This is a genomic window from Vibrio cincinnatiensis (genome assembly GCF_022113815.1).
GTDB lineage: Bacteria > Pseudomonadota > Gammaproteobacteria > Enterobacterales > Vibrionaceae > Vibrio > Vibrio cincinnatiensis_A.
In genome coordinates this window covers 185,426-199,083 of the sequence record NZ_SGOM01000005.1, presented here as the reverse complement: position 1 = coordinate 199,083, position 13,658 = coordinate 185,426, and the positions used below count along the sequence as shown (strand labels likewise).

Genomic DNA, 13,658 nt, shown 5'->3' with positions numbered 1-13,658 from the left:
AACTCGCAATAAGAGCGAGTCGTAATAAGACAATAGCGAGTATTGGTATTCTCTTTACCCTTATTACTTTTCCAAAACTTGCTCGGTGGTTTCTTCTTCATTCATTGAGCGATGTTCTGGTAATAGTAAATTCAGAAGAATTGCAGTAATGCCTCCAGCAGCAACGCCAGAGGAGAAAATACTCTTAATAAACTCCGGCATAAACTGAAGAATCTCGGGTTTTTGTGCAATCCCTAGTCCCATTGAAAAGGAGAGCGCCATAATTAAAATGGCTCGTCTGTCTAGCTCAACACGAGAAATGATTCTTACCCCTGCAGCGGCAATGGTGCCAAACATGACGATGGTTGCCCCGCCAAGTACAGGTTCCGGAATCAACTGTACGAAACTCGCCACGCCGGGGAATAAGCCAAGCAGGACCAGCATGCCAGCAATAAAGTATCCCACATAACGGCTGGCCACACCGGTCAGTAAAATGACCCCATTATTTTGACTGAAGGTTGAATTGGGGAAGCTATTAAACACGGCGGCCAGCGCAGAGTTCAGGCCATCCGCCAATACACCACCCTTAATCCGTTTCATATAAACGGGGCCTTTAACGGGTTCACCAGAGACTTCTGAAGTGGCGGTAATGTCTCCAATGGCTTCTAAAGCCGTGATAAGGAAAATCAGTACCAGAGGAATAAATAAAGACCAGTCAAAGCTCAAACCATATTGCATCGGGATTGGAAGCGCGATCAAACCGCTTTGCGGTTTTTGGCTGGTATCCACCATTCCCATCAAATAGGCCATCACATACCCCACCACCATGGCAATCACAATCGAGGCAACACGAATGTATGGGTTACGGGCGCGATTTAGGATCACGATCAGGGCTAAGACAGTTCCGGCTAGTGCCAATTTATCTAAGCTACCGAACGTTCCATCATTTAATGCAGCGTAGCCTCCGCCCATAGAAACAAGGCCGACTTGCACTAAGGTTAAGCCAATTAAGGTCACCACAATTCCGGATACCAACGGGGTAATAATGCGTTGTGCAAATTCAAGGACGCGAGAGAGTAAGATTTCGGCAAAGGAGGCAACTAGAATGGTGCCAAAAATGGCTGCCATCATGGTGGAAATATCCGCTCCCCCTGCCTTTAACGCTAAACCTGCACCAATAATGGGGCCTAAGAAGTTAAAACTGGTACCTTGAATAGAGAGTAAACCTGAGCCAATCGGACCGAAGGTTCGGATCTGAATAAAAGAAGATAGACCAGAAGCAAACAGCGACATACTGATGATGGTATTGGTTTGATCGGCTGGCACTCCTAGTGATTGACAGATGATCAACGATGGTGTGATAACCGCAACAAACATCGCGAGTAAGTGCTGCAATGCTGCAAAGAGTGTTTGTGGCAAGGGGGGGCGATCGTTTAATTGATAGATTAAATCCGGTTGACGTGAAGCGTGTGGCTTACTCATGTTGATTTCCTAATAATGTCTGGCTGAGTGCGCTGAATGGGCAGTAACCGTCGAGTTGAGTATTGACCTGTGATTGCTGTTAATCAGGCTCAACTCTGAATGCTGATAACCATAAGGTTATTTTGGGCGGCGATTATAGAGGTTTTTATCAAAAAAGCAAACGATTGCTCTTGGGCCGGGGAACACTTTGGCTATAAAGAGAAAGGTGGAATGTTAGGCTTTGGCATAAACGTCGCGTTCTCCTAACCAACGCTCAATGATCGCTTTAGCATTAATGGGGTAGTGATCGTGAATATGACGGGCAAGACGTTGAACTTCTGGTATCAGTCGTTGATCGCGGACTAAGTCTGCAATTTTAAAATCAGCTAAACCAGTTTGTTTGGTGCCAAGCAGTTCGCCGGGGCCTCGGATTTCTAAGTCACGTTGTGCGATGACAAATCCATCATTACTTTCTCGCAATACCCCAAGGCGTTTCTGGGCGGTTTTTGAGAGTGGCGCATGGTAGAGCAAAACGCAGTGACTGGCGACAGATCCTCGCCCGACTCGGCCGCGTAGCTGATGCAGTTGTGCCAAACCTAAACGTTCAGGGTTTTCAATGATCATTAAGCTGGCATTGGGAACATCGACCCCGACCTCGATAACCGTGGTGGCAACCAACAGGTGCAGTTGGTTATCTTTAAAGGCCTGCATCACTTGCTGCTTTTCTGTGGGCTTCATTCGCCCATGCACTAGCCCTATGTTAAGTTCGGGTAATTGTTGTTGTAACTCTTGTGCGGTGTCAGCGGCTGCTTGGGCTTCTAACACTTCTGATTCGTCGATTAAGGTACAAACCCAATACGCTTGCTTCTGTTCATTGAGGCAAGCGTGGCGAACTCGCTCAATGATGTCTGCTCGTTTGGTATCAGGAATCGCCACCGTTTGAATAGGGGTTCGACCAGGAGGCAGTTCATCAATGACAGAGGTTTCTAAATCCGCATAAGCCGTCATGGCTAAGGTGCGTGGAATCGGTGTCGCTGTCATGATCAGTTGATGTGGATAAGTGCCTTGCTTGGCCCCTTTTTCTCGCAGCTCAAGACGCTGGTGGACGCCAAAACGGTGTTGTTCATCAATAATGACTAAGGCGAGGTGATGGAACTCGACCTGCTCTTGAAAGAGCGCGTGCGTACCCACCACCATTTTTGCTTCGCCACTAGCAATACGGGCCAGTTCTGCTTGTTTTGCCTTGCCTTTGAGTTTCCCCGCCAGCCAACCAACAGCAATTCCCATCGATTCAAACCACTGACTAAAGTTAATAGCATGTTGTTCTGCTAGCAGTTCGGTAGGAGCCATGAGTGCAACTTGATAGCCGTGTTCAATGGCTCTGACCGCTGCTAAGGCCGCGACTAAGGTTTTTCCTGAACCGACATCCCCTTGAACTAAGCGCATCATTGGATGCGGTTTAGCGAGATCAGCTTCTATTTCACTGACGACCCGAGACTGAGCTTGTGTTGGGCTAAACGGCAGCTGTGCCAATAGTTGATGTTTTAATTGATGACATTCCGCCAAGGGAAGGGCGACATCCTGTTGTCCTTTACTGCGTACCGCTAGCATGGATAAATTTTGTGCTAATAACTCTTCCATAATCAGACGAAGCTGGGCAGGGTGGCGTCCCTCATCAAAGAGTGTGAGATCGATATCAGCCGAAGGTCGATGAACGGTGTGCAACGCTTGGGCGAGAGTCAGTTGATTGGGGTATAAACCCGAAGGTAATAGGTCGTTAACAGCCGCTTTATCGAGCAAACTTAACGCTTGTTCAGTAAGATTGCGCAGCGTGGTTTGTCGTAACCCTTCCGTCGTGGGGTATACAGGGGTTAAGTGAGTTTCTGTTACGCTCTCTTGAGTGGAGGCAAAAAATTGGTAGTCGGGATGGATAATTTCTAATCCCTGATTACCTCGCTTGATTTCACCGTAGACATAAATTGGCTTACCTTCAGCAAAGTTATTTTTCATCGCTGCCGTAAAGTTAAAGAAGCGTAAGGTTAGCGTGCCATTTCCATCACTGATTTTGACCGTGAGCATCTTCCGTCGACCAAAGTGGGTATCCACCGCCATCACTTTGCCTTGTACTGCCGCCCATAAGCCGGGATGGAGTTTGATGATGGGATAAATACGGGTGCGATCTTCATAACGCAGTGGTAAATGGAAAAGCAGATCCTGTACTGTGTTTAATCCAACTTTAGCCAATTTTTCAGCGACTTTAGCGCCGACACCAGAGAGTGACGTTAACGGAATTGCTGAAAGAAGTTGCGACATAAGATCAACCACAGAGTTAGGCTCAATGGGCTTTATTCAACCATTGAGCTGTGTATTTGTACAGGAAAATTATCCGCGTTGCATCGCGTTCCACCAATTTGAGTCGGCGATAATCTCCCCTTGTTCATCTAAAGTGGGATAGGGTAGCCCTTTGCGCTTGGCCACTTTCGCTAATACTGGATGGCCTCGTTCAAATAAAATGCGCTGAATGGTTTGCTCTGGGAGTAGGCTTTGCTTACGTTGATACATTCCGGCTTGTTGCCGTTGCCGTTGGGCTTCATACAAAATGAGCGCGCAGGCGACGGAGACGTTGAGCGACTGCACCATCCCGACCATGGGAATAACAATATCTTGATCGGCTAAGGCTAAGGCTTGTTGAGAAATGCCCGTTTTTTCACTCCCGACAATGATGGCGGTGGGTTGGGTATAGTCAATTTCTCGAAAATCCACAGCATGCTCAGACAGATTGGTGACTAGCACTTGCATACCTTGCGCTTTTAGATGAGTAACGGCCTCTTGAGTACTATTGTGGGTTTCTACTTCCACCCAATTACGAGCACCGGCTGAAGTATGGGTGAGAGTTCGCATTTGTTCATTAGGCCAGATGGCGTGAATCTGATGTAGCCCTACCGCATCTGCGGTTCGAATGACCGCAGAAACATTATTCGGTTTATGGACCTCTTCCAAACAGACGGTTAAATCGGGTTGGCGCGCTTTAAGCACTTCTTGAATACGTTGGTAACGGTCTAAATTCATAGCAAGTTTGCGTCATCTCTCTTCTCTGAATCAAAGTGAGCTTAACTACTTAAGTGGCACTTTGACACATGGGTCAATAAAAAAGCCCTTGCGTTAGTCAAGGGCTCAATCCGTAGTATGGTTAGTATTTTCTGCGCCGTACTTTGAGCGTATTAGGCATCACACGAATTTTTCGCATAATCCCTGCTAAATGAACGCGATCTTTGGTGGTGAGTAATACTGTGACCGTATATAAGCGCCCATCTCGCTCTTCCGTCGATAGGCCATGAATGTTGGAACCAGTATTCGAGATCACATTCGTCAAATCTGCCAAGGCACCTTGCCGGTTGTTCATATCTACTCTTAACTCGGTAATGAACTCTTGATCGTAATCTTTCGTCCACTCAACCGCCATATACTTATCGGGTTCTTTCTGATACCCGCGAACATTAGGGCAGGTTTCTCTGTGCACAACTAATCCACGGCCAGGGGAGACATGAGCAATAATAGAATCATCAGGAATCGGATGGCAGCAGTTGGCAAAGGTTAATAAAATGCCTTCTGCACCACGGATAGGCAGTTTTTTCTTCGGTGAACCATCTTTATTGGTGCTCTCTGTCAATTCATCCGCATCGCCTAATAAGCGACGCGCAATGACAATGCTCATTAACTCACCTAACCCGATGGCAGCGAGCAAGTCATTCTCACTCGTGAGTTTAAGTTCAGTTAAAACATACTCGATATTTTCTTGACTAATATCACTCAGAGAAAGATCACCTAAAGCGTGATTGAGTAATCGACGACCTAACGTGACCGATTCTTCTCTACGCATGGTTTTTAACACTTGGCGAATTTTAGTTCTGGCTCTTGAGGTTACTACATAGTTGAGCCAAGCGGCATTTGGCCTTGCCCCTGGTGCGCTGATGATTTCGACCGTTTGACCATTTTTTAGTGACTTACTAAGAGGGTAAGGTGTGCGATCTACGCGAGCGCCAACGCAAGTATTCCCAACATCGGTATGGACGGCATACGCAAAGTCGACCGCTGTCGCTCCAACGGGTAGCTCGACAATACGTCCTTTGGGAGTGAAAACGTAGATCTCATCAGGGAAGAGATCAGATTTTACGTTTTCAATAAATTCAAAGGAGTTGCCCGCACTTTGTTGCAGTTCCAACAAACTTTGCATCCAACGCTGAGCTTTGACTTGTGCCGTTGTACTGCCGCGCTCCCCGTTAGTTTTATAAGACCAGTGTGCCGCGACCCCTTTGTCAGCCATTTGATCCATATCTTCGGTACGGATCTGAACTTCAACCGGAACGCCATGTGGCCCAACCATTGAAGTATGTAGAGATTGATAGCCATTGGCCTTAGGGACTGCAATATAATCTTTGACTCGATTCGGGCGAGGCTTATACAAACTATGTACTTGGCCTAATACTCGATAACAAGTATCTGCGCTATCCACGATGACCCGAAATGCATAAATATCCATAATGGTATGAAAACGCTGTTCTTTGGTTTTCATCTTGTTGTAGATGGAGTAGAGGTTTTTTTCTCGTCCAACGACTCGTGCAGGCAGCCCAACATCATGCAGGCGACCTTCGATTTCACTATGGATCCGTTGAATCATTTCTTTACGGTTGCCCCGTGCCGCTTTGACCACTTCTTTTAGAACGCGATAGCGGTTGGGATACAAGGCTTCAAACCCCAGCTCTTCCAGCTCAGTTTTGATATTATGGATGCCCAATCGGTGTGCCAGCGGTGCGTAGATTTCTAACGTTTCCCGAGCAATCCGACGCTTTTTATCAGGGCGTAATGCCCCTAAGGTACGCATATTATGCGTACGGTCAGAGAGTTTGATCAGAATAACGCGGATGTCTTGCACCATGGCAAGTACCATTTTGCGAAAGTTTTCCGCTTGTGCTTCTTTACGATCACGAAATTTAAGCTTATCCAGCTTCGAAACACCATCGACCAATTCAGCAACGGCTGTGCCAAATTTGATTTCTAGTTCTTCTTTTGTCGCTGGCGTGTCTTCAATAACATCATGGAGGAGGGCAGCTTGTAGCGTTTCTAAATCCAAACGCATTTCCGCCAGAATTCGAGCGACGGCAACGGGGTGGATAATATAAGGTTCCCCGCTTGAGCGGGTTTGCCCTTCGTGGGCATCTCTTGCCACGATATAAGATTGGCGCAGAGCCTCTATTTGAGGCTCTGTGAGATATTCCTGGGCAACATCTTTGAGGCTATCGAATAGATACAAATTTCAGGCCCGAATGTTGAGTCATTCTGATACAGAATTAGCGGTTGTGCACGATGCTGCTGACTGCGGCTAATTCTGCTGCTTCTTGCTCTTGTTGCTCTTGGCGTTCACGAGCATCCAGTACGTCTTTCGTGATAAGGCCTTCTTCGATTTCGCGTAGAGCGATAACCGTAGTCTTATCGTTCTCTTCTGGCACTAGAGAGTCTTTACCGCCAGTTTGCATTTGACGAGCGCGGCGAGCCGCAATCAGAACTAAGTCGAAACGGTTGCCAACTTTTTCAACAGCGTCTTGAACAGTTACGCGTGCCATGAGAACTCCAAATAGTTAACTAAAATATGATTGACGAGAAAGTATACAACCTAACGCTAATAGATACTAGCGACAGGCGATGACCAATTTATTATTACGGAATTAGTCCGCTAAAAGAGCGGTGAGCATACTGCTATATTTAGCAGCTTGCTTATCTTGCTTCAATCTTTCCGCACGCAAGATGGCTTTAAAATCGACCAACGCGGCATCGAAATCGTCATTGATAATGACATAATCGTATTCGCGGTAGTGGGATATTTCTGAACGAGCTTCACTCATTCGTTTGGCAATAACCGCCTCACTATCTTGACCGCGAGTGTTTAGCCTACGTTCTAATTCTTCTTTTGAAGGTGGAAGAATAAATACACTTCTTGCTTGTGGCATCTGTTCTCTGATTTGACGAGCACCTTGCCAATCGATATCTAGGAAAACATCAATACCTTTGCTGAGCATTTCTTCAATCCACACTCGAGACGTTCCATAGTAGTTGCCAAATACTTCGGCATACTCAAGAAATTCGCCTTTTTCAATCAGTGTTTCAAAATGGGCTTTTTCTACAAAATGGTAGTGTACACCGTCTTGCTCACCAGGGCGCATATTGCGTGTGGTGTGGGAGATCGAAACCTTCATTGCGTAAGTGGGATTTTGTTCCAATAACGCCGCGATCAGGCTCGATTTTCCTGCGCCACTTGGTGCAGAGACAATATAAAGAGTACCTTTACCCATTTGTTTGATTCCACTTTTGGTTGGGAGATAAGTGAAAAACTACGCTTCCACTACGCTAAAGTTAGCACTGACCAAGTTACATTGACACAGAAAGTGGTTATTTTGGTCAGAAAAATGGAGGCGAAGGTTAGCATGATCTTCAGGATCTTCTCAAGTAAAAGCTGAGAATAACCCCGTGTCTTTCTGAAGTAAGGGTCAAACGTTTGCGTTAAGTTAAGGGCTTGCAGGGCGTTTTAGTTAAGGTATAATCGCCGCCCTTGATGGGAAATGCTCTCGATTTCCTGTGCGATTAATGAGTGACAGCTTCGGCTGCGATTTGGGTTCCCTCACCCCCAAACCAAACTAAAAAGGTTCAATATGAGTCATTTTACCCCTGCGCAGCAGCGCAAAGCCCTTACTTATTTAGTTCTTTTTCATTTAGTCATTATTGCTTCTAGTAATTACTTAGTACAAATCCCTTTTACGATTGCCGGTTTTCATACCACGTGGGGCGCATTTACTTTTCCATTCATTTTTTTAGCGACTGATTTGACGGTGCGAATCTTTGGTGCGGGGTTGGCTCGGAAAATTATTTTTTGGGTGATGCTGCCTGCTTTAGTGGTTTCTTATCTGCTTTCCGTGGTTTTTTTTGAAGGGCAGTTTCAAGGTCTTGCGCCACTGAGCGATTTCAACTTGTTTGTCGCTCGAATTGCAGCCGCCAGTTTTATGGCTTATTTATTAGGCCAGATCATGGATGTTCATGTGTTTAACCGTTTACGGCAGATGAAGCAGTGGTGGGTAGCGCCGACCGCTTCTACTTTATTTGGTAATGCACTAGATACGGTGGCTTTCTTTGCTATTGCTTTTTATCAAAGTCCAGATCCATTTATGGCGCAACACTGGACAGAAATCGCACTGGTTGATTACAGCTTTAAACTGATCATCAGCTTAGGTTTATTTGTGCCTATGTATGGGGTGCTGTTGAATTATCTGATTGGTAAACTGACCTTAGTTAACCCAGCATTATCATCGCAGCAAGTGCCCACTAACTAAAAACGAAAGAATCAAAAAGCCCAGAGGATTTCTGGGCTTTTGGGTTGCGAAACAACGAGATCCTTAATGGTTATGTGCTGCACCCGCACCTTTAGGATAACGAATGGACTCTACCATTTCTTGCACATCATCAGGAACTTCAGCAGTAAATTTATTAACCACAATCGCTACGACGAAGTTTAAACACATGCCGAGTGTACCAATCCCTTCGGGACTGATCCCAAACCACCAATTATCCGGCGAGCTAGCGGCTGGGTTGATAAATTTGAAGTAGATAATGTAAGCCGCGGTAAAGATGACACCGACGACCATGCCACTCACAGCACCTTCTTTGTTCATCTTTTTATAGAAAATGCCTAAGATAATCGCAGGAAAGAAGGAGGCCGCCGCTAACCCAAAGGCGAAGGCCACGACTTCAGCTACAAAGCCGGGAGGATTAATGCCAAGATAGCCCGCTCCCACAATCGCTACTGCTGAGGCAAGCCGAGCAGCCAGCAGTTCTTGTTTATCCGTCATGTTGGGCTTAAAGCCTTTTTTAAGCAGATCATGAGAGATGGCGGTTGAAATCACAAGCAAAAGTCCTGCGGCGGTGGAAAGGGCCGCGGCGAGGCCACCAGCGGCAAGCAGTGCCACTACCCAGTTTGGTAATTGCGCCAGTTCAGGTGAGGCTAACACAATGATGTCTCGGTTGATTTGCATCTCATTGCGCTCATCACCAGAGTAAAACATTTTGCCATCACCATTTTTATCTTGCCAATTGACTAGGCCCGTACTTTCCCAGTTTTGATACCAACTGGGTGCTTCAGCCGCAGCCACGCCTTGCATGTCAGGGCCATTAATCGTGTCTATCATGTTGACCCGAGCAAATGCGGCAACTGCGGGAGCGGTGGTGTATAAAAAGGAGATAAACAGCAGTGCCCAACCTGCAGAAATGCGAGCATCGGACACTTTAGGCACGGTAAAAAAGCGAATGATAACGTGTGGAAGCCCTGCCGTTCCGACCATCAGTGCCGCACAGATAAAGAACACATCCACCATGCTCTTGGTGCCATCAGTATAGGCCGTAAAGCCTAGTTCTTGGGTTAATCCATCTAAGCGAGTGAGTAAGTACTCATCACTACCTGAAAGGGTTGAGCCAAAGCCGATCTGTGGTACAGGATTACCCGTCATCATCAGGGAGGTGAAAATAGCGGGCACCATGAAGGCAAAAATGAGAACACAATATTGAGCGACTTGCGTGTAGGTAATGCCTTTCATGCCTCCCATGACAGCATAGAAAAAGACAATCGCCATACCGATAATAATGCCTAGGTTAATATCAACTTCTAAAAATCGAGCAAAAACGACCCCAACTCCCCGCATCTGTCCGGCGACGTAGGTGAAAGAGACAAAAATAGCGCAGAAGACTGCAACCATTCGAGCGGTGCGGGAGTAGTAGCGATCCCCGATAAAGTCAGGGACAGTAAATTTGCCAAATTTACGTAAATAGGGTGCTAAGCACAGGGCCAGTAAGACATAACCGCCAGTCCAGCCGAGTAAGTAAACCGTACCATCATAACCGACAAACGAGATGATGCCTGCCATAGAAATGAAAGAAGCCGCTGACATCCAGTCGGCTGCAGTTGCCATGCCATTGGCAACTGGGTGAACGCCACCACCCGCTACATAAAACTCACTGGTTGAGCCTGCTCGTGCCCAGACGGCAATCCCAATGTAGAGCGCGAAAGTGATACCGACCAGAATAAAGGTCCAAGTTTGAATATCCATATGATCCGCCTTTTTAGTCTTCCTGAACTTGGTATTTTTTATCAAGCGCATTCATACGCCAGACGTAGATGAAGATTAAGGCGACAAAGGTGTAAATTGCGCCTTGCTGTGCAAACCAAAATCCCAATTTAAAACCGCCGAATTGAATATTGTTCAGTGCTTCGACGAATAGAACGCCAGCCCCGTAAGACACGGCAAACCATATAGCCAGTAACGAGCCCATAATGGTTAAGTTTTCTTTCCAGTAGGCTTGTGCGTGTTTCGTTGATTCGAACGCCATGACCTTCTCCTTTGCTATTACGATGAAGTGTTAATGAGTTGTTATCAATTGTAGGTTAGCAGCCTTTGGTCAAGGGATCTGTGCAACTTTAGTCTGGCACTTTTCAAATTTATTTTATTTATTTTCAATTAGTTGATGGTATTTATTGGTTTTGTTTCTTGTTATTGAGTTGTTAATTTAGCCGAAAGTATAATAAATCTGTTCAATGGATAACTGAGCAGACCACTGCTTGAGTGTCAGGTATTGGCAAGGGGAATGAAGGAAGGTAAGAAATTGTTTACATAAAGTTTTCGTTAAGATGCCATGAATTAGTGCACAATACATCGTTAAATCATATTAACATGTTTACTAACATAGTTAGGGTGTGATCAATAAGAATAGGGAGGATGAGTGGACGCAATAACAATTAATAGCTTTTTTCTGGTTGGTGCCTTGCTGATCGCATTAAGTGTGTTGCTAAGCCCCGTTTCTTCTAAATTGGGCATCCCTATCTTATTAGTCTTTCTGGCGGTCGGCATGCTCGCTGGGGAAGATGGGGTTGGTGGTATTATTTTTGATAACTACTCCCTCGCCTACTTAGTTAGTAACCTTGCCCTTGCCATTATTTTACTTGATGGGGGAATGCGTACCCGTGTTGCCAGTTTTCGTGTTGCATTTTGGCCTTCGGTATCGTTAGCGACATTGGGAGTCGCCCTGACTACGTTATTAACGGGGCTAATGGCTACTTGGCTGTTTGATTTAACCCTATTACAAGGTGTGTTAGTTGGAGCCATTGTCGGATCTACTGATGCTGCGGCAGTTTTCTCCTTATTAAAAGGGCGTAGCTTAAACGAGCGGGTTGGGTCTACGCTGGAAATTGAGTCGGGGACCAATGACCCGATGGCTGTGTTTTTAACGGTTACCTTGATCAGTGTATTGGGTAATCAAGGCTTGGAGCTAAGTGCTGGCTTTTTAGCCTTCAGCTTTTTGCAGCAATTTGGTCTTGGTGCACTGTTGGGATTGGTTGGGGGTTGGTTACTCTGGAAATTGATTAACCAGACTCAATTGCCGGAAGGGTTGTATTCTATTTTGACCGTCAGTGGCGGGTTAATTATTTTTGCGCTTTCCAATACCTTGGGGGGCAGCGGCATCCTTTCGATCTATTTGGTGGGGTTGTTATTGGGTAACCGCCCAACCCGTAGTCGTCATTCGATTTTGAACGTGCTTGATGGTATGACATGGCTGGCACAAATCGGAATGTTCTTAGTTCTTGGCTTATTGGTAACACCGTCAAATTTGATGGATATTATGTTGCCGGGATTAGCATTAGCGTTTGGTATGATCTTCTTTGCCCGGCCACTATCCGTCTGGATTGGGTTATTACCCTTTAAAAGTTTTACCTCTCGTGAGAAATGGTTTGTTTCTTGGGTTGGGTTAAGAGGAGCTGTACCGATTATTCTCGCTGTCTTTCCTATGATGGCTGGGTTACCTGAAGCCCAGATCTATTTCAATTTGGCTTTTTTCGTCGTTATGGTTTCGCTGGTGGTGCAAGGTGGGACACTAACAAAAGCGATGAGTTTAGCGAAGGTAGAACTGCCTCCGAAGCCTGAGCCTATTTATCGTACGGGTGTGGAAGCTTTTCCAACCAGTGAATGGGAGCTTTTTGTTTATACGTTAAAGCAAGATAAGTGGTGTATTGGTGAGCCGTTGCGGAATTTATTTATGCCAGAAGGGACTCGGATCGCTGCCGTTTTTCGTCAGCAGCAACTGTTACACCCATCAGGGAGTACTCAGTTGCAAGAAGGGGATATTCTATGTGTTTTAGGTCAAGAAAAAGATCTTCAGGCTTTGAGCCAGCTGTTTAGTGAAGCACCGGAAAAAGCCTCTTTAGCTCGTTTCTTTGGTGACTTCTTCTTGGATATTGAAGCAAAGTTAGTCGATATAGCCCCACTTTATGGGTTAGATCTTGGAGAGGTTGATCGAGAGATGACCCTGAAAGAATTAGTCACGGAACATTTAGGTGCAACGCCTGTGTTAGGTGACCAGTTTGAGTGGTATGGCTTGCACTGGATCGTCGCCGATGTGGTCGACTGGCAGGTCACTAAGGTTGGGTTACGCTTACCGCCGGAAGAGTCAGAGGGAGATTTGGATTTTTAACTACTCATGAACTTGTTTTAACAAAATGACGGCTTGAGTTCGGTTTTTAACACCTAACTTACGGAAAATCGCTGTCATATGCGCTTTGATGGTCGCCTCTGAAACATTGAGTTCATAGGCGATCTGCTTATTGAGTAGCCCATCGGATAACATACCTAAAACTTTATATTGTTGTGGCGTTAACGCTGCAATTTTCTCTGCTAAATCATCACAAGCGGCATGATTGGCAATGAGCCCTTCTGGAAAATAAGGGTCGCCATTGAGCACTTGATTGAGTGCACTGATTAAGGTTTTCATATCGCTGGATTTAGGAATAAAGCCGAAAGCACCATGGGTTTTCACTTGTGACACAATGGTGGGTTCTTCATTGGCAGAGATCACCACAATGGGCAATTCTGGATATTCTGAACGCAGTTGGATTAGCCCCGACATTCCATTCGCTCCTGGCATTTTTAAATCCAGTAAGAGTAAGTCTGGCTCGGTGTGTTTATTCAATAAACTGAGCAAGGCATCGAGCGAATCCGCTTCCAGAAGGTTGGCCCCACTGACCGCCATATGCACCGATTGAAATAACGCATTACGAAATAGCGGATGATCGTCAGCAATGATGATGGTGTAGGTTGAGTCCATAATGTTAAGCACTTTTGAATATTTGG

Annotated in this window: 11 protein-coding genes; 2 read left to right on the top strand and 9 right to left on the bottom strand. The window is 45.8% G+C overall.

Going from position 1 to position 13,658, the window contains the following annotated elements; all coding sequences use genetic code 11:
• Window positions 1–63: 63 nt before the first annotated feature.
• The 6 genes from EXA13_RS08785 to gmk all read right to left on the bottom strand — a co-directional run bounded on the left by EXA13_RS08785 (window position 64) and on the right by gmk (window position 7,787).
• Complete coding sequence (locus EXA13_RS08785; RefSeq protein WP_238132835.1) at window positions 64–1,461, bottom strand: uracil-xanthine permease family protein; 1,398 nt, start codon at window positions 1,459–1,461, stop codon at window positions 64–66.
• 213 nt (window positions 1,462–1,674) lie between these two features.
• Entirely contained in the window at window positions 1,675–3,753 is a 2,079-nt protein-coding gene (recG, locus tag EXA13_RS08780; RefSeq protein ID WP_238132834.1) for an ATP-dependent DNA helicase RecG, read from the bottom strand.
• A gap of 69 nt (window positions 3,754–3,822) precedes the next feature.
• Window positions 3,823–4,509, bottom strand: a complete 687-nt coding sequence (gene trmH / locus EXA13_RS08775; RefSeq protein WP_238132833.1) for a tRNA (guanosine(18)-2'-O)-methyltransferase TrmH — start codon at window positions 4,507–4,509, stop codon at window positions 3,823–3,825.
• Between the two features lie 121 nt (window positions 4,510–4,630).
• Window positions 4,631–6,751 (bottom strand): bifunctional GTP diphosphokinase/guanosine-3',5'-bis pyrophosphate 3'-pyrophosphohydrolase, encoded by a 2,121-nt coding sequence (gene spoT / locus EXA13_RS08770; protein WP_238132832.1) that lies wholly within the window; start codon window positions 6,749–6,751, stop codon window positions 4,631–4,633.
• 37 nt (window positions 6,752–6,788) lie between these two features.
• Window positions 6,789–7,061, bottom strand: a complete 273-nt coding sequence (gene rpoZ, locus EXA13_RS08765) for a DNA-directed RNA polymerase subunit omega (RefSeq protein WP_238132831.1) — start codon at window positions 7,059–7,061, stop codon at window positions 6,789–6,791.
• Window positions 7,062–7,163: 102 nt separating this feature from the next.
• Window positions 7,164–7,787: a guanylate kinase gene (gene gmk / locus EXA13_RS08760; protein ID WP_238132830.1), complete on the bottom strand. Its 624-nt coding sequence runs from the start codon at window positions 7,785–7,787 to the stop codon at window positions 7,164–7,166.
• A 357-nt stretch (window positions 7,788–8,144) separates the two neighbouring features.
• On the opposite strand from gmk, the gene EXA13_RS08755 reads away from it, so the two are divergent.
• A complete protein-coding gene (locus tag EXA13_RS08755; protein ID WP_238132829.1) occupies window positions 8,145–8,819 on the top strand; it encodes a 7-cyano-7-deazaguanine/7-aminomethyl-7-deazaguanine transporter in 675 nt (224 codons plus the stop codon).
• Between the two features lie 63 nt (window positions 8,820–8,882).
• Here EXA13_RS08755 and EXA13_RS08750 read toward each other — a convergent pair whose 3' ends face one another.
• The gene (locus EXA13_RS08750) at window positions 8,883–10,586 is read right to left on the bottom strand and encodes a sodium:solute symporter family protein (protein WP_238132828.1); all 1,704 of its coding nucleotides are present in this window, start codon (window positions 10,584–10,586) and stop codon (window positions 8,883–8,885) included.
• Between the two features lie 13 nt (window positions 10,587–10,599).
• Complete coding sequence (locus EXA13_RS08745) at window positions 10,600–10,866, bottom strand: DUF4212 domain-containing protein (RefSeq protein ID WP_238132827.1); 267 nt, start codon at window positions 10,864–10,866, stop codon at window positions 10,600–10,602.
• Window positions 10,867–11,256: 390 nt separating this feature from the next.
• Between EXA13_RS08745 and EXA13_RS08740 the strand changes: the two genes are divergently transcribed.
• Window positions 11,257–13,002 carry a potassium/proton antiporter gene (locus EXA13_RS08740; RefSeq protein WP_238132826.1) on the top strand — a complete coding sequence of 582 codons (1,746 nt, stop codon included), beginning with the start codon at window positions 11,257–11,259 and terminating at the stop codon, window positions 13,000–13,002.
• Here the strand turns inward: EXA13_RS08740 and EXA13_RS08735 are convergent, their stop codons facing one another.
• Window positions 13,003–13,632, bottom strand: a complete 630-nt coding sequence (locus EXA13_RS08735; RefSeq protein WP_238132825.1) for a response regulator transcription factor — start codon at window positions 13,630–13,632, stop codon at window positions 13,003–13,005.
• Between the last annotated feature and the right edge of the window lie 26 nt (window positions 13,633–13,658).